The organism is Paenibacillus monticola, from assembly GCF_009664975.1.
Classification (GTDB): domain Bacteria; phylum Bacillota; class Bacilli; order Paenibacillales; family Paenibacillaceae; genus Paenibacillus_AQ; species Paenibacillus_AQ monticola.
The window spans coordinates 681,162-705,903 of the sequence record NZ_WJXB01000001.1; the positions used below are offsets into that span (position 1 = coordinate 681,162).

General features: G+C 45.3%; 19 protein-coding genes. 13 read left to right on the forward strand and 6 right to left on the reverse strand.

What is annotated here, in order from left to right:
* The first annotated feature begins 81 nt into the window (after positions 1 to 81).
* The 3 genes from ilvC (at position 82) to GJB61_RS02830 (ending at position 6,656) form a co-directional block, all read left to right on the forward strand.
* Positions 82 to 1,074: a ketol-acid reductoisomerase gene (gene ilvC / locus GJB61_RS02820; protein ID WP_154116888.1), complete on the forward strand. Its 993-nt coding sequence runs from the start codon at positions 82 to 84 to the stop codon at positions 1,072 to 1,074.
* Positions 1,075 to 1,184: 110 nt separating this feature from the next.
* Positions 1,185 to 2,726 (forward strand): 2-isopropylmalate synthase, encoded by a 1,542-nt coding sequence (locus GJB61_RS02825; protein ID WP_154116890.1) that lies wholly within the window; start codon positions 1,185 to 1,187, stop codon positions 2,724 to 2,726.
* 297 nt (positions 2,727 to 3,023) lie between these two features.
* Positions 3,024 to 6,656: a collagen binding domain-containing protein gene (locus GJB61_RS02830; RefSeq protein WP_154116892.1), complete on the forward strand. Its 3,633-nt coding sequence runs from the start codon at positions 3,024 to 3,026 to the stop codon at positions 6,654 to 6,656.
* 90 nt (positions 6,657 to 6,746) lie between these two features.
* Here GJB61_RS02830 and GJB61_RS02835 read toward each other — a convergent pair whose 3' ends face one another.
* Positions 6,747 to 7,895, reverse strand: a complete 1,149-nt coding sequence (locus GJB61_RS02835) for a response regulator (protein ID WP_154116894.1) — start codon at positions 7,893 to 7,895, stop codon at positions 6,747 to 6,749.
* A gap of 39 nt (positions 7,896 to 7,934) precedes the next feature.
* Positions 7,935 to 11,042, reverse strand: coding sequence for a hybrid sensor histidine kinase/response regulator (locus tag GJB61_RS02840; protein ID WP_154116895.1), 3,108 nt, complete (start codon positions 11,040 to 11,042; stop codon positions 7,935 to 7,937).
* 168 nt (positions 11,043 to 11,210) lie between these two features.
* Here GJB61_RS02840 and GJB61_RS02845 point away from each other — a divergent pair, with 168 nt between their 5' ends.
* From GJB61_RS02845 to GJB61_RS02860, 4 genes are all read left to right on the forward strand, one after another.
* Complete coding sequence (locus tag GJB61_RS02845; protein WP_195724208.1) at positions 11,211 to 11,771, forward strand: RNA polymerase sigma factor; 561 nt, start codon at positions 11,211 to 11,213, stop codon at positions 11,769 to 11,771.
* The gene (locus GJB61_RS02850; RefSeq protein ID WP_195724209.1) at positions 11,768 to 12,217 is read left to right on the forward strand and encodes an anti-sigma factor family protein; all 450 of its coding nucleotides are present in this window, start codon (positions 11,768 to 11,770) and stop codon (positions 12,215 to 12,217) included. The genes GJB61_RS02845 and GJB61_RS02850 overlap by 4 nt, the downstream gene beginning before the upstream one ends.
* Positions 12,218 to 12,336: 119 nt before the next feature.
* Positions 12,337 to 12,834: a hypothetical protein gene (locus GJB61_RS02855; protein ID WP_154116901.1), complete on the forward strand. Its 498-nt coding sequence runs from the start codon at positions 12,337 to 12,339 to the stop codon at positions 12,832 to 12,834.
* Between the two features lie 18 nt (positions 12,835 to 12,852).
* The gene (locus tag GJB61_RS02860; protein ID WP_154116902.1) at positions 12,853 to 13,947 is read left to right on the forward strand and encodes a DUF4097 family beta strand repeat-containing protein; all 1,095 of its coding nucleotides are present in this window, start codon (positions 12,853 to 12,855) and stop codon (positions 13,945 to 13,947) included.
* Between the two features lie 86 nt (positions 13,948 to 14,033).
* Here the strand turns inward: GJB61_RS02860 and GJB61_RS02865 are convergent, their stop codons facing one another.
* Entirely contained in the window at positions 14,034 to 15,014 is a 981-nt protein-coding gene (locus tag GJB61_RS02865) for an aldo/keto reductase (protein ID WP_338115646.1), read from the reverse strand.
* Positions 15,015 to 15,242: 228 nt separating this feature from the next.
* Here GJB61_RS02865 and leuB point away from each other — a divergent pair, with 228 nt between their 5' ends.
* From leuB to GJB61_RS02890, 5 genes are all read left to right on the forward strand, one after another.
* Complete coding sequence (leuB, locus tag GJB61_RS02870; protein ID WP_154116905.1) at positions 15,243 to 16,325, forward strand: 3-isopropylmalate dehydrogenase; 1,083 nt, start codon at positions 15,243 to 15,245, stop codon at positions 16,323 to 16,325.
* A gap of 224 nt (positions 16,326 to 16,549) precedes the next feature.
* Positions 16,550 to 17,089: a peroxiredoxin gene (locus tag GJB61_RS02875; RefSeq protein ID WP_154116907.1), complete on the forward strand. Its 540-nt coding sequence runs from the start codon at positions 16,550 to 16,552 to the stop codon at positions 17,087 to 17,089.
* 226 nt (positions 17,090 to 17,315) lie between these two features.
* Positions 17,316 to 17,723 (forward strand): hypothetical protein, encoded by a 408-nt coding sequence (locus tag GJB61_RS02880; RefSeq protein ID WP_154116909.1) that lies wholly within the window; start codon positions 17,316 to 17,318, stop codon positions 17,721 to 17,723.
* A gap of 371 nt (positions 17,724 to 18,094) precedes the next feature.
* Positions 18,095 to 19,198, forward strand: coding sequence for an ATP-binding protein (locus tag GJB61_RS02885; protein ID WP_338115647.1), 1,104 nt, complete (start codon positions 18,095 to 18,097; stop codon positions 19,196 to 19,198).
* 139 nt (positions 19,199 to 19,337) lie between these two features.
* Entirely contained in the window at positions 19,338 to 20,849 is a 1,512-nt protein-coding gene (locus tag GJB61_RS02890) for a leucyl aminopeptidase (protein WP_154116913.1), read from the forward strand.
* An 84-nt stretch (positions 20,850 to 20,933) separates the two neighbouring features.
* Here GJB61_RS02890 and GJB61_RS02895 read toward each other — a convergent pair whose 3' ends face one another.
* The 3 genes from GJB61_RS02895 to GJB61_RS02905 are packed head-to-tail and all read right to left on the reverse strand — an operon-like array spanning position 20,934 to position 23,415.
* The gene (locus tag GJB61_RS02895; protein ID WP_154116915.1) at positions 20,934 to 21,113 is read right to left on the reverse strand and encodes a FeoB-associated Cys-rich membrane protein; all 180 of its coding nucleotides are present in this window, start codon (positions 21,111 to 21,113) and stop codon (positions 20,934 to 20,936) included.
* Positions 21,114 to 21,163: 50 nt separating this feature from the next.
* The gene (gene feoB, locus GJB61_RS02900; RefSeq protein ID WP_154116917.1) at positions 21,164 to 23,176 is read right to left on the reverse strand and encodes a ferrous iron transport protein B; all 2,013 of its coding nucleotides are present in this window, start codon (positions 23,174 to 23,176) and stop codon (positions 21,164 to 21,166) included.
* Complete coding sequence (locus tag GJB61_RS02905) at positions 23,173 to 23,415, reverse strand: FeoA family protein (protein ID WP_229521420.1); 243 nt, start codon at positions 23,413 to 23,415, stop codon at positions 23,173 to 23,175. The genes feoB and GJB61_RS02905 overlap by 4 nt, the downstream gene beginning before the upstream one ends.
* Before the next feature lie 244 nt (positions 23,416 to 23,659).
* Between GJB61_RS02905 and GJB61_RS02910 the strand changes: the two genes are divergently transcribed.
* Positions 23,660 to 24,622, forward strand: a complete 963-nt coding sequence (locus tag GJB61_RS02910; protein WP_338115648.1) for an aldolase catalytic domain-containing protein — start codon at positions 23,660 to 23,662, stop codon at positions 24,620 to 24,622.
* Positions 24,623 to 24,742 lie beyond the last annotated feature (120 nt).

Here is a 24,742-nt window from a genome sequence, read left to right on the forward strand (position 1 = left end):
CGCTTGCGGATCTTGCCGGTCTAGCGCTCTTGAAGCACCCGCTCTTTACAATGGGTCCCAAATTAAAGGAGGATTTTGACAATGGCAGTGACAACGTACTATGAACAGGATGCAGAGCTCAGTGTATTGAAAGGAAAGACGATCGCGGTAATCGGGTACGGTAGCCAAGGACATGCTCAAGCGCAAAACCTGCGTGACAGTGGTCTTCAGGTTGTCATCGGCTTGCGTGAAGGTAAATCTTTTGACACGGCCAAGAATGACGGCTTCGAAGTACTCTCAGTAGCTGAAGCAGTATCACGTGCAGATGTAGTGCAAATCTTGCTGCCAGATGAAACACAGGCCTCTGTGTATAAGAATGATATCGCACCAAATCTTAAAAGTGGAGCAGCTCTTATGTTCTCGCACGGCTTTAACGTACATTTTGGTCAAATCGTTGCCCCAGAAGGTTCTGATGTGTTGTTGATTGCACCAAAATCCCCGGGTCACATGGTTCGCCGCACTTACGTAGAGGGCTTTGGCGTTCCTGGACTGATTGCTATTGAGCAAGATGCAACTGGCAAAGCGAAAGAAATCGGACTTGCTTATGCTAAAGGTATTGGTTGTACCCGTGCAGGCGTTATCGCAACTTCCTTCCGTGAAGAAACCGAAACAGATTTGTTCGGTGAGCAGGCCGTGCTATGTGGCGGTGTGTCCGAATTGATCAAAGCAGGTTTTGAGACATTGACTGAAGCTGGATACGCTCCAGAAATGGCTTACTTCGAATGTTTGCATGAAATGAAGCTAATCGTTGACCTTGTATACGAAGGTGGCTTGGCTACGATGCGTGATTCTATCAGTAATACAGCTGAATATGGCGACTATGTATCTGGCCCGCGCGTAATCACAAGTGAAACTAAAAAAGCGATGAAAGCAGTGCTTACCGATATTCAACAAGGTAAATTTGCCCGTGACTTCATCCTTGAGAACCAATCTGGACGTGCCTTCCTGACGGCTACACGCCGTAACGAAGCCCTTCATCCAGTAGAAGTAGTTGGCGGACAATTGCGCGAAATGATGCATTGGATCAAGAAGTAATAACATATATTTAAGATAAAGATCAAACCTATAATGTAATTTTCAGATGCGGCCGTACATATGCGAGCCGCATTTGAGGGTTCTAGCACAATCTCTAGGAGGTGCTCAGCATGCGCAAAATATATGTGTTCGATACGACGCTGCGTGACGGAGAGCAGTCGCCGGGTGTGAACCTGAACACGCGTGAAAAGGTAGAAATCGCTTATCAGCTGGAGAAGCTGGGGATTGACCGCATGGAAGCAGGCTTCCCTGCTGCCTCACCGGGCGATCTGGCCGCAGTAAACGCGGTAGCCAGAGCGGTGAAGAAAGTTACGGTAATCGGCCTTTCCCGTTCAAGAGAGGGAGATATCGATGCTGTAAGAGAAGCGCTGAGAGGGGCAGAAGACCCTTGTATTCATATTTTCCTGGCTACTTCGCCTATTCACCGGTTGCATAAGCTGCGGATGGATAAAGCTCAGGTACTGGAAACTGCACAAGCATCGATACGTTATGCCAAAAAGTATTTTTCTAAGCTGGAATTTTCTTTGGAGGATGCCGGCCGCACGGAGCTTGATTTCATGGCTGAAATGGTTGGAATGGCTATTCGTGAAGGCGCTAACGTTGTCAATATTCCAGATACGGTCGGTTATTTGAACCCTTCAGAATATGGAGCGATTTTTAAATATCTAAAAGAAAATGTGCCTGATATCGAACGAGTGCAGCTTAGTGCACACTGTCATAATGATCTCGGAATGGCAACGGCCAATACGCTTGCCGCCATTCAGAATGGCGCGGATCAGATCGAAGGAACCATCAATGGGATCGGTGAACGTGCCGGCAACACTGCTATTGAAGAGATTGCGATGGCATTGGAGACTCGAAATGAATTTTTCGGGGCTAAAACTTCTCTGGTGCTGTCCGAAATCTCCCGCACAAGCCGTTTGGTAAGTAAGCTCACCGGGATGGTGGTTCCTGGTAATAAGGCGATTGTAGGCGCAAATGCTTTTGCCCATGAATCGGGTATTCATCAGGATGGCATGCTCAAAGAGAAGACCACCTACGAAATTATGACCCCTGAAACGATCGGACTTAAAGAGAGCAAGCTGGTACTCGGCAAGCACTCCGGGCGCCATGCTTTCCGCGATAAGATAAGTGATCTAGGGTACGATGTGTCTGAGGAAGAGCTGAATGCGGCATTTGCTAAGTTCAAGGATCTGGCAGACAAGAAAAAGGAAGTATCCGACGAGGATATTCTGGCGCTGATTGAAGAGAAGCTAATTGATACGCCGGAAGTATTCAGGCTACAGACCATTTATGTTACTTACGGCAATGAAGCGACGCCAACGGCCAAAGTTATTATTAACGGACCGGAAGAGCAGCCCATTGTTGCTGTTGCCGAGGGTAACGGATCGGTTGATGCGATCTACAACGCTATTGATAAGGCTACCGGAGAGGAAGTTACCCTTGGGGACTACTCGATCAAAGCCGTCAGCCGCGGCAAGGACGCACAGGGTGAGGTTCATGTTGTACTGTCGCAGGGGGAAGTTGCCGCGCAGGGCCGTGGACTGAGCACCGATATTCTGGAGGCAAGTGCCAGAGCCTATCTGAATGCACTTAATAAGCTGCTGGAGAAACGAAAAACCTATACCCAGCGCGATCATGCCAGCCTTTAGAATCAAGTAGAGACAGCATATTTATAACTTTAAAGAGCCGTCCCTTTTGTAGACTAAATCTACTGAAGGGGCGGCTTTTTGTGCTCGCTGAAACGATACCGACCTCAAGAAGGACGGTATCGTTTCTACTTGTCTATCAGTAGTTTATCAGTGAATTTTGATACGATCAATAAAGCTGGAATTGAGGAGGGAACTAAATCTGTTCAGAATTTGTTCATTAGTAGGGCTTACAGTTTATATTAGGTGGCAAATAAAAAACAAGGAAATGGGAAAAAGAAAAGGAGGCGTGTTGGAGAAATGAAAAAAAAGAGAATAGCGGTATTACTGATTATTTTGTTACTAATAACACAATGGACCTTTGGTATAGGCTTTACTACACAAGTACATGCAGCCGCAATTAATGACAGTATCATTACCAGTGTGACCATGGCTGTATATGATACGAACGGAAATACTGTAACAGATGCCGTTTATGAGCAGGGGGCGAAAGTTAAACTGGATTATGAATGGGAGCTTCCCAATCTTCCGAAATACAACGACGGCGACACGTTCACCTTCAGTCTGCCAGAGCAATTCAAACTCTATAATGATATTAGCGGGCCACTCGTATTCGATGGTATGGATGTAGGCGGATTTGTTGTGAATGAGGCTAATCATGAGGTTGTTATGACTTTTAATGATTACATAAGTACGCATGATGATATACATGGTGTATTAACATTCAGTACAGAGTTCGATAAGCAAAAGATAGTAGGCAGCACGGTGCAGCAAATTATTTTCCCGATTAAGGGGGGGCCGTACACCGTTACGCTCAATTTTAAACCTAATACAACCTCTGCTATTGAGAAAAGGGGAACACCAGAGGGCTATAATGCGGGCAGCATTAATTGGGAAATTGATCTGAATAAGAGGCTGAATAGTGTTGTCAATGCGGAGGTTAATGACCCAATCCCGAGTGGCTTGGCAGTTCCGCAAAATATCAAGGTTTACAAACTGGATGTTAATCTGGATGGTACTGCAGCACGAGGCACCTTGCTTGACAGTAGCCAGTACACAACTGCTGTGGCCGATGGAGTATTCACGGTTCTGTTCAGCAATTCTCCAACAACGGGTGCATATCGTATTGAATATTCAACAGAAATCCTCAACAGGGATCAAACAACCTTTACCAATACTGCGAACTTTAAAGGTGACAATCAGTCCTCCATTCCTGCTTCTGCTACGGTAAACGTACAATATGGAGATCCTCTGGAGAAGTCTTCCACAGCTTATGATTCAGGAACACAGACTATATCCTGGGCGGTTAAATACAACTACAACGAAAAGAATATCGCCCAAGTAAATGCTTCCTTAACCGATTTATTTGATGACGTCCATGAACTGTTTGCTGGATCAATCAAGGTATATCCGATTACTCTGGATCTGTCGGGTACGGAGACTAAGGGTACGGAGCTGCCTGCTTCTCTGTACACTGTGAGTCCTACAAGTAGTACGGGCAAAACAGGTTTTATTCTTAGCTTCAACAATTCAATCTCTTCAGCATATCGGATTGAATACCAAACCCAAGCGATCGACCGTGTGGAAAATGACCTTACTGTTCATAACACAGTCACAGCAGACACTTATTCAAGCACAGCTAATCGAGATACATCGCAGGTAATTCTTACTAAGACTGTGGGTGCGGTAGATTATAGCAATAAAACTGTCGAGTGGAATCTTAAAGTTAACGGTGACAGCTTCTATATGAATGATGTAGACATTACAGACACGTTTACTCAGGGTGGGCTGGAGTTTATACCAGATTCGTTGGTTATTAAGGACGGAGACGGAACGACTGTGCCGACATCAGTGTTTAGCGTGGTATATGGAGATCCGGTCACACCCAATGCAGGTTTTATTGTGCATTTTAACTCATCCATTACTGGACCTTACAGTATCAGCTACAAAACCACATATAATAACGACTGGCTAGAGGGTACCTGGACTGCTGGAACGTTCCCTAACAAAGCACTTGTAGAGTGGACGGATGGCGGTGCTGTGACTCATTCAAAAGTGACTACAGCCACATTCACCCCCCGTAACGAAGTGAAGAATAACGGCTTCAAGAACGGGTCTTATAATGCGGTTACTAAAGAAATTACTTGGACCATAGGAGTGAACTATAATGGCAAAACGCTGGCCGCAGCTGAGGTAGTGGATACACTTCCGCTGGGTGACGGTCAGGTGCTGATTCCTGAATCTGTTAAAGTTCAGAATATGAGTATCGCCGCCAATGGTAATCCGACTCCAGGTACCAGTGTAGCTGAGAGTGAATACACGGTAACCTATGGTAATCCCCTTAAGGTGAACTTTAATCATTCCAGCAGTTTGCCGTATTATATCGTGTTCAAAACGAGTCTTGATGGCAAGCTGATCGAAACAACTTTTAACAACACGGCAAAATTGTTGGATGGAGTTACACCGGTATCGAAGGACTTAACTGCTTCTCTAACCGTTCCCAAAAGCGGCGAGTATGTTGAAAAGAAGGGACAGCAGAGCGGTGGTAAAATCAATTGGACGATCAATATTAACCGTAACCAGTCTTATGTGAAGGAAGCCAAGGTTACGGATGAGCCAAGTGACAATCAAATTTTGTTAGCTGACTCCTTCCACTTGTATTCAACAACAGTTGCTGTCAATGGAGATGTATCAAAGGCTGCAGAAATGGTTAGAAATACGGATTATATGCTTGGTATTACAACGGATGATGCTACCGGCAAGCAAAAATTTGTATTAAGCTTCACTAATGATATTGATCAGGCTTATATTCTGGAATACCAATCACTGATTGTAGCGAACAATGGTGATGCTGTTAACAATACCGTTAACTTTACAGGCAACAATGTAGTTGAGGTGACCAAAGATACCGTGAAGGAGGTTATCGTTGGTGTCTCCAGCGGCTCAGGAACAGGCAGTGGGGTAAGAAGCATACTGACAGTAAAAAAGATTGATGAAGCTGACTCTACCAAGCTGTTAAGCGGAGCAACCTTCAAGTTGTACCGCCTCTCGGGTACAGACCGCGCATTGGTTAATAGTCTCACTACCGGAATCGAAGGAACGGTGGAGTTTAAAAATTTATGGTCAGGTAGTTATGTTCTGATCGAGTCAGGTGCTCCAACCGGATATATTCTCGACTCCTCTGAGCATCCGGTTACGCTCAATTCAACAACGACGCTTTCATTGACGAACAAACTGATGGCGACACCAACACCAACGCCAACAGCAACGCCAACATCAACACCAACAGCAACACCAACAGCAACGCCGACAGCGACGTCGATACCGACACCAACGACATCGACAGCACCGCCGGTTTACCCGTCTGTACCGACACCGACACCCTCAACGGTCCCTGGAGTAGTCGTTACAGTCACACCTTCAGCGACTGCTGGTGTAACGGCAACGCCAGCGGTACCAACAACTGTACCAAGCGCTGCACCAGGTCAACCCTCGGTGAGCAGTACTCCTGTTATTCCACAGGCTACTCCACCTGTGAATCAGGAAACAACTACTGAAGATATTCCAATCGAAGGTGAAATTCCCCTGGGTGGTACCCCTAGTATCGGTAAAGATCCGGGTCATGGGACAGTCACGCTTACTCCAGATGGAAAGTGGATTTACACACCAGATTCTGGATATATCGGCAAAGATAAATTCTCGATCATTGTGACCGATGAGGATGGAAACGAAGAAGAGACGATTATTGAAATTGATGTTGAGGAAGTACCAAAAGGTACAGTGACAGAGCCATCTGACAATGCTAGCCTGCCTGCCACACTTCCGAAGACTGGGGAAGGCAGTGCTCTTCCAATTTACTTGACAGGTATTGGACTGATTATTCTGGGGTTCATTCTGACGAGAAGATTCAAACGTGGTAGTAAAGCGGAATAATATATAGCATAGAGAATATGAAAAAATTGAACCAAAGACACTCGGACTGAATCCCGGGTGTCTTTGACTTTTATTTTGGCACATTATTTCTTACAGATATTTAAGACTGCCCAATTTCCATTGTGTATACCAAGCTTCAATATTGGCAGGCAGTTCAATGCTGAGCTCCCGGTTCAGCAGATCGCTGAGGAGGCGGTATTGCTCCTCTACTGCTGAACGTTCCCCTGTTTGGTCGTAAATTCTCATGAGTCCCATGTGACCCTGCTCGAAATATGGCTGCAGCTGCACAATTCTCTGGTAAATAGTCACCGCTTCAGGAATTCTGCCCTCACCAATAAAGAAGTCAGCCATTCTCATCGCATGGTGCAGCCAAATGGTTCGAAGACGCTGTCGTTCACTCTCTGCCCACAAATAATCGTAGTCACCATAATAATCACCTGTATAAAGTTCAAATAATTTCTGGTGTTTGGTACTGTTGCCTGCAACGATGGGTTCGAGGCTAAGGATGCCATTCTCCCATTCGACGGTATCAATCAGTATTTTCTTTGTCACCAGCATATATCCCTCTCCACCGCTGACGGTACTGATCTGTAGCTCATCGATTCCCCCTTGCTTCAAGCACTGCCGCACTTGATAAATGGTTGTATATAGATGAGTTGCGGCTTTTTTGACGTTGAATTCAGGCCAGAGGATATCGAAAAGTAGATCCTTACTAACAAACCGGTTGCGGTTGTGAAACAGATACGCAAACATTTCCTGAGCTTTGGAGGTACGCCAGCGGATGCTGGGAAGCAGCAGTTCACCGCGCTCAAATCGAAGCGTTTGAAAACAGCGGATCATTATTTCGTCTGTCGGTTTCGTGTGTTGTGCTTTCATAGCTAAGCTGTCTTCCAACTTGCGGACAGTTTTCAGCAGGCGATCTCGCCGTACGGGCTTTAGGATATAGTCCAATGCATTTAATTCAAAGGCTTCTGTAGCATAGTTGTTATAGGCGGTCACGAAGACAATGTCTGCTCGTGGACAAAGTTCCTGCATAATATCCGCTGCCTGCATGCCATTCATCTCAGGCATATCAATATCCAGAAAAATAACATCGGGATCTATCTGAGGAGCTGCAATGACAGCTTCGGAGGGATCTGTATAAGCGGCAACAATATGTACCGTTGTTAATTCCTCCAGCATTAGCTTTAATTTCATGAGGGCAAGCCGTTCATCGTCCACCAGTAATGCCTGGATCATATAGCAATACCACCACTCAGATTTAGTATAGTGAATCTGTTAATTTAACCTTCTTTGTTTGTGCTTATGGCTCTCTGCAGGAATGACAAAGCTAACTACAGTTCCATGTTCAATTTTGCTCTGGATGTGCAACCCCTTGCCGTAAACTTGCATCAGGCGTTTATGCGTATTGAGCATCCCGATACCTCTATCTGTGTTTGACTGGCTGAGCAGCATGGCCACCTTCTCTTCGTTCATACCTTTACCATTATCAGTTATGGAGACCTCAGCATCTTCTCCGCTAAGTTTGACCGCAATATGTACGGTACCGCCTTTGGCACGGTTTAAGATGCCATGTCTAACAGCATTCTCTACAAGCGGCTGAATTGTAAGTGGAGGCAGCTGGAAGTGAATGTTGTCTTCCAGATCCCAAGTGATCTCAAGCCTGCCATCAAACCGTTCTTTTTCAATGTACAGATAAGCCCGTACAAGTTCCAGTTCCCGTTCAATGGGGATCATAGGCTCGGCATTAAGAAAGTCAAAGCTCAAACGTAAATAAGCGCTGAAGGCATCAATCATATCGCTCATTCTTTCCGTATCAATAGAAGCCAAGGCAGAGATGGAATTTAAGGTATTGAATAAAAAATGAGGCTGGATTTGTGCCTGAAGGTAAGCCGCTTCCACTCTAAGCTGATCCTTAACTGCTTGTTTCAAATCGGTTAAGGAGCGCACCCGGATCTTTAATTCCAAGGCGTTCACGGGTTTGCTTACATAATCATTGGTACCTGAAAGAAATCCCGCATAGATATCCTCCGGTTGGCTGCGTGCAGTAAGGAGCAGGATAGGAAGCTCTGCCATAGAGAAGCGTTCACGGACGAGGCGCGTCAGCTCATAACCTGACATCAGCGGCATCATCACATCCGATATGAGCAGATCCCACTGCTCAGCATCAAGTTTCATGATTGCTTCCCTGCCACTAGTCACTGTAGTAATCTCGTATTCATCCGTGGTGAGAATCCCGCTAAGTATTTTTAGATTAACGGGATCGTCGTCGACTGCTAATATCTTCGGTCTTCGCACTGTTGCGGTATTCCTAGTTACAGTTGTTGCTGTTTGTGCCGAAGAGGTGATAAGCATGTTATGAATTATGGCGGTTGAGGGGTCTTCAAACGCATGCCCCTCTTCAACTGTGGCAAATGATGAATCTGATACTGATAGCGTGAAGGTGAAGATAGAGCCTTCACCAAGTGTTGAGGACACACTTAATGTTCCTCCATGCAGCTCCACCAGCTGCTTGCAGATGCTTAAGCCCAGTCCAATACCGCCGCCCATAGCGGTTAGGCTTGAATCACCTTGCTCATAGGGTTTGAATATTCTATGCTGAGTTTCCTCGTCCATGCCGATTCCTGTATCCATAATATGAATCCGGGCCGTTTGCTGCTGTACATCCGCATGAATTGTTACCGTTCCTTCGCGGGTATACTTTACTGCATTTTGCAGCAGGTTGAAGAGAATTTGAATAATCCTTTTTTCATCGCCAATGACACTGGGGAACGAATCTTGAATATCCATGCTTAAGCGTATGGGTTTCCCATCGGTCATAAACTTGAGCATATCTAACACACCAGAGGCAAGGGATTGAATGCGGACATTACCCAGCTGTAGCTGAATATTGCTCTCTCGCAACTGCGATAGATCCAACAGGTCGTTCAATAAAAGGGACATGCGGCGTCCTACAGAAATCAGTAACTCCAAATTGCTGACATTCTTTTCTTTTAGTGAATTCTTTTCACTATCTAATATGGTTTCGGCAATATTGATTATGCCATGCAGAGGGTTTCTGAGCTCATGAGAGGTATTCGCCAGAAAATCATCCTTCTGCTTAATCGCCCGCTGAAGACTCTCTGTCAGCTCTGTCGTCTGCTTCGCATTCCAGAAATAGCGTTTGAACCAGAAGGTAGCAAAGCCCAGGAAGGCAATAATCAGATCGAAGGGATAGAAGGTATTCCCAAGCGGGCTAATATTTTTAAATATTCCCCATAAGCCACTGCTAATGATGCTGGTTGCCGCAAGAAGTAGAAACACCGCACCGTCTTCCTTATTTTTGAATGATCTGAGAATCAGAAGAAATACGTCAACAGATAAAGAAAACAAGATCAGGATATACAATATCCTTAGGGTCTGGAAAAGAAAGATGTCTGTTGGCACAACAATAATAAGAAATGAGAGTATTCCGCACAAAATACTCAAGTTACGAACCGAATGAAACGTCTCCTTTTGAAATAATAGATGCTGGGCCAACTGAAGCATAAATATAAAAGTACCCATATATGCCAGTAGAATAAGCTTTACGGAAATCTCAAGACTCATGGGTAACCAGACTAGCAGCAGCTTGTCATCGTCAGATAATATACTTATGGTAGCGCATATGACCATAAGAGAAAAGTATAGCAGTACCTTTTGACGCGGACTGATAAGATAGAGGATAACTGCATATAAACCATGCAGCATAAGTACAATACAAACCATAAATTGCATGCTTACTGTAAATAAACGTTCCTTGTTAATAGCAGCTTCTGTTCCGAACATAAGGGGCTTGATAATACCACCAGTACTCTTATTATCATAGTTCGCAACATGGATAATAAGCTCAAGCTCGCTTTTGTCAGTAGTAAATGAGACGGAGTATGGAATATCCTGCGCGCTATACTGCTCTTCTCTTCCGGCAGGAGTTCCTGAATTTCCCAACACCCTTCCGTTCACAAACAGATTGGAGGATGCTTGTATCCCAGAGATAATCATGCCATAGGACTGCTCCTTCTTGTCTGTAAGAATGCGGAGACGATAAGAAGCATATCCGTAAGCGGACTGCTTATCATTGGAGAGAGCAGCCTTCCAGTTGCCTGGAACCTGAATATAGGTCCTTTCTAAAGTATTTGATCCGGCTTGGCCGGCAGAAGAAGTTATCAGTGCATTTGGGTAGAACTCCCATTGCCCATCTAGAGTAATGATCCGTTTCTCATTCAGCCCGCCATGCCGTAAATCCAACACGCCCTTGACCGAGTGAGTGTGGATAGGAAGAGGATGAATGCTTGTCCAAAAGATACGGAAGCTAGTAAGACCTAGCAGAAAGAGCAGGATAATTAGGAACAGTTTTTTATTTGTCATAATAATTAAGGTTATTTCGACGAATTATGTCGTTTTTCCTTCTATAGTCGAATGTTCCTGATATAAGATGTAAATAAGATAGTTATCGGTGGCTATTTAAGAATTATATATAATTATTCAGGTGGGTTGCAGGGGATTCCGATTAACTGGCGTCTAACTTTATGTAGCTTGGAGGAGGGGAGAAAACTGGAAGAGGCGGAGTTGATTGCCGCTGTGCTAAGCGGTCAGCATCAGGCTTTTGGGCCTTTGGTGACGCGTTATCAGGGCATGGTGTATAGAGTATGCATTAAGATTACAGGAGAAGCCGAGTCGGCCAAGGACATGGCCCAGGAGGTTTTTATTAAAGCTTATAAAGCCCTCCCCTCTTTCCGGGGGCAATCCTCTTTCTCCACCTGGCTTTATCGGATTGCTTATCGAACCTGTCTGGACTGGAAACGGGCCAATGACAGGGAATGGAAGCACCGCAGCACGGCAGATTATACAGAGAATGATTGGGTAACGTCGCAAACGCCTGAACATGTGGTACTTCGTAAAGAAGCATCCGCTGAACTTGGGGAGAATCTAAACAGCCTTGCCGAACCGTACCGGTCGGTCGTGCAACTGTACTATTTTCAGCGGCATTCCTATCAGGAAATTGCCGAGCAAAAGGGTATTTCAGTCAAAACCGTTGAATCACAGCTATATCGCGCCAGACAGATGATGCGTGGGAAAGGGGAGGAATGGCGATGAATTGTGCAACAGTGAAAGAATGGATGCCACATTATATCGAAGGTTTGCTGTCTCCTGAGATGGAGCAGAGTATCCGACTGCACATAGAATCCTGTCTCAACTGTGCTCAGTGGCTGGAGGAAGCCCGTGAACTGTCAGCTTTATGGGTGGAAATGGATTCTAATCAGGATCAATTGGAACTTATGGACTTTCCCGATCTGACGGCTGGTGTTATGGCACAAATTGATCTGCTGGAGAATGGGCGGAGAGAACGGGCCGTTAAAGCGACGATGGCAAGACGCCGTTCCGCCCCCAGAACCTCATGGATACACTATGGCGTTGCGGCTTGTCTGACCTTTTTGTTAATGCAGTTTGGTGTGTTTGAGCATTTGGCTTATGGGATTACGGAAATCAACGGTCATATGTCGAGTTCGGTCACTGCGTTATTTGGTCCTCAAGGGAAATAAAGGAGATATTCAAAATAGATAAGCAGATGCTCACAAAACTAAGTGTATGCTTTCGAAGTAGTTTTGTACGAAGTAAATCAGTGAAGCAAATGCTCACAAAACTTTTAGGAGGGTATTTTATGATCAAGAAGAAGCGCTGGCTTACCTTTATGCTGGCTATGATGCCAGGCGTGGGACATTTGTACTTAGGTTTCAAAAAGCAGGGGATGCAGTTTATGATCGGGGCATTTGTGTGTATTATTTTTATTCCTTCCATGCCCATGGTCTTTCCATTTGCGCTGGCCGCTCTGTGGTTCTATCAATTGTTTGATGCGCTGCAAAAAGCGACCTGGATGAAATTATCTGCGGAGGAGCATGAGCGGATGATGTTTCATCCGGATAATTTCGGAGCGCCTTGGAGTATGGATTTGCATTCGATTCCAGGCTATCCGCATGATGAGGTGAATCCGGCTTGGGTGGGCATCGGCTGTGTCGTAGCTGGCTTTTTGCTGCTGCTAATTACGGCTTTCCCAACACTGTGGAGAATGCTCACTGAGATCAATATTGGAACCATCCTGCTGTCATTAGCTTTAATCGGATATGGGCTGAGGATGCTGAAGAATAATTCGAGAGTATAGGGAAATGGGGAATTCGCCATGGGGAGATGGAAAATCGGGAGTTTTACTGCGGCATTAGGCTGTATTGCTCTGGGAATTATTGTTGGGCTTGCCCAATATGATGTAGTAACTTACGCAGCACTGGGCTATTTATGGCCCGCACTTCTTATCCTGTTTGGTTTGGAAATGTTAATCAGACTCTTTATTAAATCGGATGTCAAAAGCCGCGTGAGTGGCTGGGCCGTCCTTCTAATCATCTTGTTAGTTGCAGCAAGCGGAGCACAGTCGGTTTTGTTAGGAGATAGCTCACTGAGTTCTTTGTTTAATAATAAACAGCTTGCCCCCCTTAGCGGAACCGTAGAGGTGAAAGCGACTATTAAGACAGTGAAGATTGTACTCCCTAACGGAAAAGTTAAGGTAGACGGTGTTGACGGAAGCACATTGAAGTATGAAGGGAGCTTGCTCGTTTCCGGCAGTTCCGAAAGCGAAGCTGCAAGCACACTGGAGAAAAAATGGAAGGTTACGACGGATGGAGATACGCTGGTCATGGAGCTGAATGAGGAGTCAAACTGGCTCTCAAATCTTCAGTTTGGATTCAATAGTAAAAATCCTTTCCTGAATGTCACGGTGCCCAGCAATCTGACTGTGGAGGTAGAAACCAGTGATGGTTCAATAGAAGCCCAAAGTCTGAAATCAGGTATAGAGGCTGATACTTCCAATGGAGTCTTGGATATTCATGATATTGCCGGTGGTGTGGAGGCGCATTCCAGCAACGGCACTATTACGGTGCAAAATATTCAAGGAGAGGTAGAACTGGTCAGCTCAAACGGAGCGGTTACACTGAGTAATATCGATGGCTCCTTGTCAGCCAAGAGCAGCAATGGCAAAATCAGTATCAATTCAGCAGTGACTGGTGACTGGAAATGCACCACAAGCAATGGCAAGATTGTGATTGAATTGCCGGCAGTAAGTGATGCCAAAATCACAGCGGATACGAGTAATGGCTCGCTGAATGGCAATCTGCCCTGGGACCGTGAGGGTGATAGTCATGGGACAGCGCAGCTTGGCAGCGGCACTCATTCGATTGACCTGTCCACAAGCAATGGAAGCGTGACAGTGGACACTGCAAAGTAATAAGTTCTTCTATTTAGACAAAGGGGAGCGTTGGCACAGCATGATTCACAGCTGTGCCAACGCTCCCCTGATTTATTATTTAGAATCTACCAGGCATAGGCTTTTGGGGCTTCTCCGCCTGGACCAGGGAATATTTCATCAAGACGCTTCATCACCGATTCGTCCAGTACAATCTCAAGGCTGCGCAGAGCACTTTCGAATTGCTCTTGTGTACGCGGTCCGATAATCGGTGCGGTTACAGCAGGGTTGGCCAGCAGCCAGGCCAGGGCGATATTATCCTGCGGCTCTCCAAGCTCCATACTTAAAGCTGCGAAGGCCTCAAGCTGGCTCTTGTATTGCTCTACACGCTCTGAGTTTCCACCGCTGCGGCTACCCTCGATTTTCATGAGTGCATTACGGCCAAGAAGTCCTCCATCAAGTGGACTCCATGGAATAATACCCAGTCCGAGACTCTTGGAGGCGGGCAATACTTCCAGTTCAGGCAGACGACAGGTTAGGCTATATTTATGCTGTTCCGATACCAAGCCAAGGAAACCACGCGCTTTAGCTTCTTGCTGTGCTATTGCGATATCCCATCCCGCAAAATTACTGGAACCGACATAACCGATCTTGCCTTGGTTCACAGCCAGCTCGAAAGCGCCCCACAGTTCGTCCCAAGGGACAGAACGGTCTACATGGTGCATCTGGTAGAGTTCTATGTGATCCGTCTGCAGCCGCTGTAGCGATCCCTCTAAATGGCGGCGGATAATGTAGGAGGAAAGACCACCTTCATCATTAGGACCGTCAATCGTGTCGCTCATGGCACCATAAACTTTGGTGGCCAATACGACTTTTTCCCGCCGTCCGCCGCCCTGTTTAAACCAGCGGCCAATAATGGTTTCTGTAAGTCCGGAATTTTTGCCCCAGCCATAAATGTTAGCGGTATCAAAAAAGTTGATTCCGGCATCCAGCGCAGCATCCATAATACGGAACGCTTCTTTCTCATCTGTAATTGGACCAAAATTCATCGTTCCCAGACAAAGACGGCTAACCTTCAGACCGGATTTGCCAAGTTTAGCGTATTGCACTTCGCAATCACTCCTTTAATGGATTTAAAATTAGGGGAAATATAACAACTACTTATTAATTGTAACGATCTTGAGAGGCAAGGGCAAATAGCAGTTACTTCTTACTTATAGGCTTTGACTATCAGCTCCATAGAATCTATATCTTTGTCCTTTGTTCCCCGTTATGATACAACAATATACAGAAGAACTATGTCTGCATAAGCGCAGAACACTTGAGGAGTGACTTGAATGAGTGAAGTTAAAAAAATCGCCGTAATTGCTGGAGACGGCATCGGACCGGAAGTAGTAGCTGAGGCGGAAAAAGTATTGAAGGTAACCGAAGAAATATTCGGCTATGTCTTTGAAACAGAGCATGCGCTATTTGGTGGAATTGCCATTGATGAGAGAGGAACACCGCTGCCGAAAGATACATTAGAAATCTGTCGCAGTGCTGATGCAGTTCTACTTGGGGCCGTTGGTGGGCCTAAATGGGATAACAATCCAAAGGAACTGCGGCCGGAGACAGGCCTGCTGGGTATTCGTAAAGCACTTGGCCTGTTCTCTAACCTGCGTCCTGCAGTGGTGTTCGATTGCTTGAAGGATGCTTCGACGTTAAAGCCTGAAGTTCTGGAAGGTACAGATCTTATGGTTGTGCGTGAACTGACAGGCGGGATCTACTTCGGTGAGAAGCTGCGTCGTCAAGGCGAGTTCGGAGAGGAAGCAGTGGATACCTGCGTATATAACGTAATGGAAGTGGAGCGCATCGTCCGCCAGGCATTTGAAATTGCCGGCAAACGCCGCAAGAAACTGGCTAGTGTGGATAAAGCAAACGTTCTGGAAACTTCACGTTTGTGGCGTGAGGTTGTGAATAAGCTAGCTCCTGAATACCCGGATGTAGAGGTGGAGCATATCTTGGTAGACAACTGTGCAATGCAGCTATTGCGTCGCCCCTCTAGCTTTGATGTTATTGTAACTGAGAATATGTTCGGAGATATCCTGAGCGACGAGGCTGCCATGCTGACAGGATCTATCGGAATGCTTGCTTCGGCATCAATGGGCGAGGGCAGTTACGGTCTCTTCGAGCCGGTTCATGGCTCCGCACCTGACATTGCAGGACAAGGTCTTGCGAATCCAATCGCAACTATATTGTCCGTGGCACTGATGTTCCGTATGACCTTCGGTTATGAGGATGCAGCTGCTGCGATTGAAGCTGCCGTGGCAGAGGTGCTGGATGCAGGCCACCGTACAAGTGATATCGCTGTAGACAAGAGTAAAGCAATAAGCACAACAGAAATGGGCGATCTAATTGTTGCGGCTATTCGCAAAGCATAGTAATCGTAACCCATCTTAGACAGCTTTAAGGTAACGCAGAAAAAAGAAAAATGTCACAAAAGATTACTTATTTATAATAATTATAAATAAGTAATGAATATAATCTTGACTTTGATTTTGTACGATGATAACATTTGGTTATAGCAAAAAGACATTAGCTAAACCATAATATCAAGAAAAGCGATTGATTGTTTTTCTTACATAATCAAAGGAGGATTTAAGCAATGGCAGAACGTTTAGTAGGTAAACCGGCTCCGGACTTTACATTGGAAACAGTATCGGGAGACGGCAAGGATTTTGGTAAAGTAAGCTTGTCCGACTATCGCGGCAAATGGCTTGTATTCTTCTTTTATCCACTAGATTTCACTTTTGTATGCCCAACCGAAATTACAGCATTAAGTGACGCTGCAGCTGATTTCACAGCACTTGATACAGAAATTCTCGGTGCCAGCATCGATTCGATCCATAGTCATAAGGCATGGCTCACCACACCAAAGGATTCTAATGGCCTTGGCCCAATTAATTTTCCTCTGGCTTCTGACATCACGAAGAAGGTTGCCAGTGACTATGGCATTCTAATTGAAGAAGAAGGTATCGCATTGCGCGGATTGTTCATTATCGATCCTGAAGGCGAACTTAAATATCAAGTGGTGAACCATAATGATGTGGGCCGCAGCGTAGAAGAGACTCTTCGTGTTCTGCAAGCTTTACAATCTGGTGGACTATGCGCCATGAACTGGAAACCAGGCGACAAAAATTTGTAAATTTTTGTCCGCAGATTTGATCTTTGAGATACTAATGAGAGCCTCCTTGCGGGAACATTGACCCGCCAAGGGGGCTTTTTGTAACAATACAATCCGGGTTTATGAGATTGTTGTTTGAAAATGGGCGTAAAGGTTAATCTATAGCTTCAAGGAGAGGAATCTCCAGTGACATAGTGTAATACAATAATAAGAAAACATTGGAATCAACCAAGGAGGGTGAACAAGCATGAGCTTTTGCTGTGGAGCAAGTATGGTAGGAACAAAGGGAACCCTTAAACATTATCGTACGCAAGTTCATAATGTTCCCCTGCTTTTTTGTCCGGTATGTCACCGGGTGGAGGTTCATTACAAGGTCGAAAATGAATATGAGATTCTCGCAGAATACGCTCATGGAGACGGAGTTACGGATGTAGATTTTCAAGACTATGTCTTGGAGGACGAAACGGCGATCTTTGAGAATGTTATTAATGTCGAGAGTGAAGATCCGTTAACCATTGTGCGAAGCCAGATTGATATGGCGCTTGATTTGTTGGCAGTTGCGAAGCAGATCGGGGACACAAAATGGGAACGCGAACTGAAGAAAAGACTGGCTGTGATGAGCCAGCGTCGTCACCGGCTGCAACAGAAAGCTTAGGAGGATACTGATTATTCTCTATGCAGTGTCAGCACAATATTGTTCCACAAAAAAGCCTTCGCATTTGCGAAGGCTTTTTTGTGGATATGTTTTTTTATTCTATCTATGAAAATGGCTGATCCATAAAAAGACTCTTTTACAGTAAAATAATGAGTCTTAGGGATCATTTTTATCTATTTTTTAGCCATTCGACACTTTCTCTGATTGCGTTGTCTTCTTCACTTGGATATGATTGGAATATAGTTGAAACGGTTGGATAATAGTAGCGATTACCGAATGTTCTGGCGTCTTCGTCATATACTCAAATACATAGTAATTTGATGTCACTTGAGCGTCTTCGTCAAATGCAGTTAAAGGGGGAACTTCGTATCGTGATAAGTCAATACCAGGAAAGCTTGCTTTTATCAGCAAGAACGTTTCACTCCGGTCCTATGGATTCTACATATGAGGATGTTCTGGAAAACCTTGATAGTGGAATTATGCTTTTTGATGAAGAAGGGGTTTTGAGTTTTGCCAATAAACAAATGTACGCCATACTCGAATTGCAGCGTCACTCTATTTTAGGCTGCACTATGGTTCATCTGTTATCTCATATCCAGTTAAGCCGCTTCAAGAAGAAGCAATTGCTGCGCGGCTACCGGGATTTGGTTTGTAAGGTAAAGCCCAAATATGAATTTGTAGACGAATATGGGCGTTACTGGCGGGTCACTTTGAGTGCTGGCGAGCAAATGAAAGGCTATTCTTTGATTACAGTCAAAGAAATCTCTGATTACAAGCTTATCGAGCAAACGGCCTACCAGAATGATAGCTTGGCTATGTTGGGCAAATTATCTGCCTCCATTGCTCATGAAATCCGTAATCCATTAACTGCAATTCGGGGATTTATTCAGTTACTCCGTCCACACCTGCAGCAATTGGGGAAAGAGGAGTATGCAAAGATTATTTTAGCGGAAATTGACCGTGCGAACGATATTATACATGAATTTCTAAATTCTTCTAAGCCCTCTGTTCCTCAGGTTGGAGCGATTCCAGTTTCGGCGCTGCTCAAGGAGATCGTTCTGCTCACAGAGAGCGAAGCTTTGATGAAGGGTTGCCAGATTAATCTGCATCCGCTTCAGAGCGAGATGATTATATCGGTAGATGTAAAGCAATTGAAGCAGGTAGTGCTTAATATGATTAGAAATGCAATGGAAGCGATTGCGGAGAAAGCTGATAATGATATGGGGAAGATAGAGGTTGGGGCGCGGAGGGAAGGCGCAGAGGTTCGTATTTATATTTCTGACAATGGTAAAGGAATGGATGCCTGCACATTGGACAGGTTATTTAATCCATTTTTTACGACGAAGGAGAATGGGACGGGACTGGGTCTGTCTGTGAGTGATCGAATCATCAAGGATCATGGTGGATGTATTTCTGTTAGCAGCAGGATTAATGAAGGCACACGTTTTGTAATTTCACTACCCCTTACACACTAACAGATTGAACAATATCTTTAATAATAAATTCCTTTGAGAGGCTGATTCCTGTGGTGTAATACCGCTGCGGGAGATCAGCCTTAGCTATGTTACAATAAATATGAACTTAGCGTGTGACGACAAACGGAGGTAATGAAAATTGAAGATTGATTATAGCAGTGGAGTAGCATTAGAAGCAATAAAAGCTGATGCTATAGTCCTAATTGTATCTGAATCGGAAGTTGAACAAGGGGGCTTATTTGCTCAGTGGAATGATAGAATTGCTGTGTTGGGTAAAACAGGGCTGTTTGGAGGCAAGTTAAATCAGACTTATGTCCTGCCTTTGGAGAATCAATATGATTTTCCCATCATCATACTATGCGGTTGTGGAGATGGGCTTCTAACTACTGATCAACTGCGTATACTGGCTGCGAATATTGCTCGTGCTGCACTCAGGTTGAAAGCAGAGAAAATTGTCTTTCAGTTACCTGGTGAGATTACGCTTCTTACTGAGGAGAAGGCCGTAGTTACAATCGCCTATGCGCTTACGGAAGGATTAAGACTTGGAGCGTACCGCCGCAGACACTATAAGCAGGAGCAGACCTCTTATATGGGACTGGATTCCGTCACTTTTAATGTCGAACAGCAGACGGATGAGGCGGAGAGTGAGGACTGGGTTAACGGCATCCAGCGCGGTCAGGCCTTTGCTGAGGCGACTAATCTAGCGCGTGACTTGACCAACATCCCCGGCAATCTCCTGACTCCCTCAGATCTTGCGATGGCGGCTATAGAGGTTGCAGAGCGCTATGGGATGCCAGCCGAGGTGCTGGATGAGCGTGAGATCGAGCAAAAAGGAATGGGGGGATTGACGGCAGTCGGCAAAGGCAGCGTTAATCCGCCGCGGATGATCGTTATTCGCTATCAGGGCAGAGAACAATGGGATCATGTTATAGGTCTGGTCGGCAAAGGGATCACCTTTGACACGGGTGGGATCTCATTAAAGAGAGCTCCTGGTATGGAAGAAATGATTAGCGATATGGGCGGTGCCGCAGCTGTACTTGGAGTTATGGAAGCCCTGGGCAGACTACGGCCGCAAATTAATGTTGTTATGGTTATTCCTTCTGCAGAAAACATGCCATCAGCGAATGCCTTTAAGCCTGGCGATATTATTACTACGCTTAGTGGGCGGACGATAGAAGTGTTGAATACAGATGCTGAAGGCCGAGTTGTATTAGGGGATGCGCTCACTTACGCACGGGAATGGGGAGCCGAACGGATTATTGATCTGGCGACGCTGACCGGTGCTGTGCTTACTACGCTTGGAGATATAGCTACCGGTGCAGTAACTAATGACGAGGCATTTATGCAGGAATTAATGGCAGCCTCCAGAGATTCAGGGGAAAATATATGGCAGCTGCCTGTGTATCCAGAATTCCGTGAAATGATAAAAAGTGAGGTTGCCGATATTCGCAATGCGGCGGGGAGATATGGTGGGGCCAGTACTGCGGGCTTGTTTATTGGGGAGTTCGCTGAAGGGCTGCCGTGGATTCACCTGGATATTGCCGGAACGGCCTTCCTGTCTAAAGAGCGTGGAGTTAATCCCAAGGGTGCTACCGGTGTTATGGTTCGTACCCTGCTAGAATGGCTGCTAGGCCAAAACGAAGAGGAATAATATTCTTGCATCACAAAAACAGCACCAAGCTCCTGATACAGGTGAGCTTTGGTGCTGTTTTTAATTAATGGTTGGATATATAACTTAATGTTTGCTGTCTGCAGCTTTTCCACTGCAGGAAAAGGGAGAATCAAGAGATGCTGCCGAGCAAGTCTTCCCTTTGTCACAGCCTGCACAAGCGCCCTCTTTCCCCTTCTGAACATGGCGATAGATCATCCAACCTGAATATCCGAAGACAAGTGCTATAATCAGAACATTTATCATTGTTGTAACCCGCTTTCTTCAAGAATATATTCGAAAAGATGACGAAAGCATTACGACCATCCCAATAATTTACCGCCTTGAAAAATAATCAGAGACACGCTATACGCCAGAACAACGGAGTAACCCATGGAGAAAAAAGTCCATTTCCAGGATGCAGTTTCCTTCTTAATGACCCCTACAGTTGCCAGACAAGGAATATAAAGCAGAATAAAGGCCATGAAGCTGATGGAACTTAGGGGTGTGAAGACTTGTGAAATCTGACTCTCAAGTCCTGCAGAATCCGGTGCATGATAGATGATATTCATGGTTGAGACTACAACTTCTTTAGCTAAAAATCCGGGAACCAGTGTGGAACCTGCCTGCCATGTTCCAAATCCAAGCGGCTCTAGCAACGGTGCAATCATACCGCCGAATTTGGCCAGAAAGCTATTATCCATGGCTACATCAAATCCACCAGGCCCAGCATAGGACATCAGCCAAATAATTACGGAACCTGCAAGAATAATCGTTCCGGCTTTGCGCAGGAACCCTTTGCCTTTTTCCCAGGTGCTGCGCGAAAGTGTCTTAATTTGCGGCAAGCGATAAGGAGGCAGCTCAATAATGAAGATGGAGGATTCATTTTTGAACAAATATTTGGAGAATACTTTACATAAGATCAGTGCGAATACAATTCCCATTACATACATGGATAATACTGCTGTTGCTTGCCGTTCCGGAAAGAATACTGCTGCGAACAACAGGTAGACGGGCAATCGTGCAGAACAAGACATCAACGGCATAAGGAGTGTAGTAAGCATCCGATCCTTGGGCTGTTCAATACTGCGTGCAGCCATAATTGCCGGTACGTTGCAGCCGAAACCAATAATGAAAGGAATGAACGCTTTTCCGTTAAGTCCCATTCGTTCCATGGTACTATCCATCAGCAGGCAGACCCGCGCCATATAACCGGAATCCTCAAGAAAGGAGATAATCAGGAACAAAATGAAGATTTGGGGAACAAAAACCAGTACGCCGCCAACACCACCGATAATGCCATCCACAATCAAGGCGTGTGTAAAGTTAGAGGCCCCAAGGTACTGAAGCATAGAAACGGTTCCGTCACTGATGGGGCCGGATATTAATCCATCCACAAGGTCCGATAAAGGTCCACCTACCCAGTCGAAGGTTGTCTTGAACAGCGCATACATAAAGACGATGAACAGAGGCAATCCCAAAAAGCGGTGAGTCAGCAGGGAATCCAGTCTTTCAGTCAGGTTATGTGGTTTCTGAGCTGTAGTATCAAGTGCTGCATCGCATAAAGAACGGATATAATCCATGCGGGTTGAACGAATCCATTGGGGAAGCGTTAATGCAAGCTTTTTGATTTGCAATTCGCTCTGACAGGCAGCACAGATGGTCAGTAATCGAGAGGTATCCACACGTGTCTTTAGAAACTGGAGAATGACCGGATTCTGCTCCAACAGCTGAAGAGCAACCCATCGGAGAGTAGGTAAACCCGGGGTATGCTGCAATTCTTTTATAATAGAGGAGATGGCCTCTTCAACAACTTCACCATAAAATAATTTGAAAGTTACAGGCGGAATAGCTGAGGATTTCTCCAGAATGCTAAGTACTTGTCCAGTGCCTTTGCCGGTTCTTGCTACAAGCGGGAGGACGGTAATGCCAAGATGTGCCTGCAGGATTTCGGCATTGACATGAATTCCGCGCGCTTTGGCGACGTCGATCATATTCAGCCCCAATAGAGTCGGTTTGCCATATTCCAATAATTGAAGCGTGAGCAGCAGGTTTCGTTCCAACTGTGACGCATCCACGATATTGATGAGTGCTTCGGGTGATTCTTCAATCAGATATTGAGCAGCAACGCCCTCATCGCGTGATAATGGGTGAAGGGAGTAGATACCTGGCAAATCGATCAGCTTGCCAGCCCCGTTCTTTAGGCTACCGACCTTCTTCTCGACGGTTACACCAGCCCAGTTCCCTACATATTCGTAGGATGAGGTTAACGTATTAAAAAGAGAAGTCTTACCTGTGTTCGGGTTACCTACCAGTGCTATAGAACTCAAGATACATTCACCTCAATCATGGAAGCTTCCTTCCGGCGGATGGCGAACAATTGGCCGTTACATTCCAGCGTAATAGGTCCGAGAAAAGGTCCCTTTCCTTTAAGGCGGATGATAACGCCTTCCGCCACTCCGAGATCAGCCAGTCGGCGTTGTAAGATGGGGTTCATTCCTTCAATTCTATGGATGGAACCAGTAGAACCCGGCTGTAAACGCAGCAACGAGCAGGAAGTAGAAGCCATTTTTATCCCTCCGACAAGAGACTGATAATCAATCTCAATTGTTTTCTTGTACTGTAGCATGACAATTGAATAATGGCAGTGATATTTGTCATTGCGGCGTTACACTGGAAACGGTTATAGAGAATGCATCGATTATTCTTTACATTGTATTCATCCTTAAAGTATGATTAAGCGATAATAATTGCATAGTAAAGCTTAAGATCAAGGGAATTATGATTGCTTACAGTTGAAGGGAGAACAAATTGTGAAGACGAATCAGAGCAAAATTGTTGACTGCACCATCCGTGATGGAGGTCTAGTGAACAACTGGGATTTCAGCGTCGAGTTTGTACAAAATTTGTATGCTGGTTTAAATGAAGCTCGTGTTGATTATATGGAAATTGGTTATAAGAATTCACCGAAGCTGCTTAAAGGCGCTGAAGGTGCCGGACCTTGGCGATTCCTTAACGATGATTTCCTGCGCAAAGTAATTCCGCAAAAAGGCCATACTAAGCTTTCCGCTTTGGTGGATATCGGCCGCGTGGATGAGGCTGATATTCTACCACGGAGTGAAAGTATGCTGGATTTGATTCGTGTAGCCTGCTACAGCAAGGACGTGGACAAAGCTCTGCAGCTTGTGCAAACCTTTCATGATTTAGGTTATGAGACGACCATCAATATTATGGCACTGTCGAATGTAATGGATAACGAACTACTAGAAGCCTTCGAACAGATCCGCGAGAGTGTTGTTGATGTTGTATATATAGTAGATTCTTATGGTAGCTTGGATCATAACGATATCACTTATCTGGTTGAAAAGTTCAAAACGCATTTACCTAACAAACGCCTGGGAGTACATACCCATAACAATTTGCAATTGGCTTTCTCCAATACACTTATTGCTGCCGAGAAAGGTGTGGAATTATTGGATGCTTCCTGTTATGGCATGGGGCGTGCGGCTGGGAATTGTCCTACTGAACTGCTTGTTACACATCTGAAAAACACACAATACAACCTTCGTCCTGTGCTGGATGTCGTTGAACGCCTAATGACCCCTTTGCGGGAGAAGGAAGAGTGGGGCTATATCATTCCTTATATGATCACAGGTACGCTGGATGAGCATCCACGTTCTGCTATGGCCCTCCGTTCATCGGAAGATAAGGATAAAGCTGTTGATTTCTATGATTTGCTTACAACGCCCGAGGTTACTTTTGGCGAGAATAAATAGTTTTTTTTCAGAAGCACTGATCTCTGATTAATGGAGCAGTGCTTTCTTTTATATTGTAGGGGAAAACTGTAACTTTAGTGACCCATTCAGCCGATATTTATACATAGGACATAAATATAT

What these genes read in the sequence shown, in the direction of transcription:
- GJB61_RS02850 (WP_195724209.1), top strand. Translation starts at nt 11,768, where the DNA reads ATGAATTGTGCAACAGTGAAAGAATGGATGCCACATTATATCGAAGGT.
- GJB61_RS02835 (WP_154116894.1), bottom strand. Translation starts at nt 7,895, where the DNA reads ATGATCCAGGCATTACTGGTGGACGATGAACGGCTTGCCCTCATGAAA.
- GJB61_RS02860 (WP_154116902.1), top strand. Translation starts at nt 12,853, where the DNA reads ATGGGGAGATGGAAAATCGGGAGTTTTACTGCGGCATTAGGCTGTATT.
- GJB61_RS02855 (WP_154116901.1), top strand. Translation starts at nt 12,337, where the DNA reads ATGATCAAGAAGAAGCGCTGGCTTACCTTTATGCTGGCTATGATGCCA.
- GJB61_RS02875 (WP_154116907.1), top strand. Translation starts at nt 16,550, where the DNA reads ATGGCAGAACGTTTAGTAGGTAAACCGGCTCCGGACTTTACATTGGAA.
- ilvC (WP_154116888.1), top strand. Translation starts at nt 82, where the DNA reads ATGGCAGTGACAACGTACTATGAACAGGATGCAGAGCTCAGTGTATTG.
- GJB61_RS02830 (WP_154116892.1), top strand. Translation starts at nt 3,024, where the DNA reads ATGAAAAAAAAGAGAATAGCGGTATTACTGATTATTTTGTTACTAATA.
- GJB61_RS02880 (WP_154116909.1), top strand. Translation starts at nt 17,316, where the DNA reads ATGAGCTTTTGCTGTGGAGCAAGTATGGTAGGAACAAAGGGAACCCTT.
- GJB61_RS02895 (WP_154116915.1), bottom strand. Translation starts at nt 21,113, where the DNA reads ATGATAAATGTTCTGATTATAGCACTTGTCTTCGGATATTCAGGTTGG.
- GJB61_RS02905 (WP_229521420.1), bottom strand. Translation starts at nt 23,415, where the DNA reads ATGGCTTCTACTTCCTGCTCGTTGCTGCGTTTACAGCCGGGTTCTACT.
- GJB61_RS02825 (WP_154116890.1), top strand. Translation starts at nt 1,185, where the DNA reads ATGCGCAAAATATATGTGTTCGATACGACGCTGCGTGACGGAGAGCAG.
- leuB (WP_154116905.1), top strand. Translation starts at nt 15,243, where the DNA reads ATGAGTGAAGTTAAAAAAATCGCCGTAATTGCTGGAGACGGCATCGGA.
- GJB61_RS02840 (WP_154116895.1), bottom strand. Translation starts at nt 11,042, where the DNA reads ATGACAAATAAAAAACTGTTCCTAATTATCCTGCTCTTTCTGCTAGGT.